Here is a 621-nt window from a genome sequence, read left to right as displayed (position 1 = left end):
GGTTTTGGTCAGGCACTAACTGCATCAGGTGATACTGCTGGTGCAAACCCAATTGCAAATACTATGACTTACACTATTAAGGGCGCAAATGGTGAAGATGAAGTTGTTACAATGCAAGCTAACTCATCTGCAAAAACAGCAGCTACAGATATTAATGGTATTTCTAATAAAACGGGTGTGGAGGCACTTGCTAAAACCCAACTTCAGTTTGAATTAGGTGCGGGTTACACAGATACAGAGGACACTGTTACTTTTGACTTAAATGGAACATCGATAAGTGCTGCTGCAAGTCTTACTGGTATTGCTGACAGTATTAACGCGGTAAGCGCTACTACAGGTGTTACAGCATCTTTTAATGAAGATAATGAGCTTATTTTAGAGGATGTAGATGGTGACGATATTACAATTGAAGACTATGCGGTTGATGACAATGGTACACCAAGTACAGCTTTAACAGCGGATATCACTGCTATGGGTTTTGATGGAACAAAAGCTGCGGCGCCAGTAACATTAACGGCTGATACTGCAAATGATGGTTCAGGAACAGACTCTACTCGTGTTTTAGGTGCTATACAGCTAAATTCATCTAAATCATTTACAGTTACAGGTAATGATGATGCA

1 protein-coding gene is annotated in these 621 nt (G+C 40.3%); it reads left to right on the top strand.

Translation table 11 applies throughout. The annotated features are described in order from the left end of the window. A partial coding sequence (locus tag HUS62_RS22375; protein WP_309473929.1) for a flagellin hook IN motif-containing protein occupies positions 1–621 on the top strand: 621 nt, incomplete at both ends.

This window comes from Pseudoalteromonas sp. 0303, assembly GCF_013349995.1.
Classification (GTDB): Bacteria; Pseudomonadota; Gammaproteobacteria; order Enterobacterales; family Alteromonadaceae; genus Pseudoalteromonas.
The sequence above is the reverse complement of the archived record's forward strand: the minus strand, read 5'-3'. Positions and strand labels throughout refer to the sequence as shown.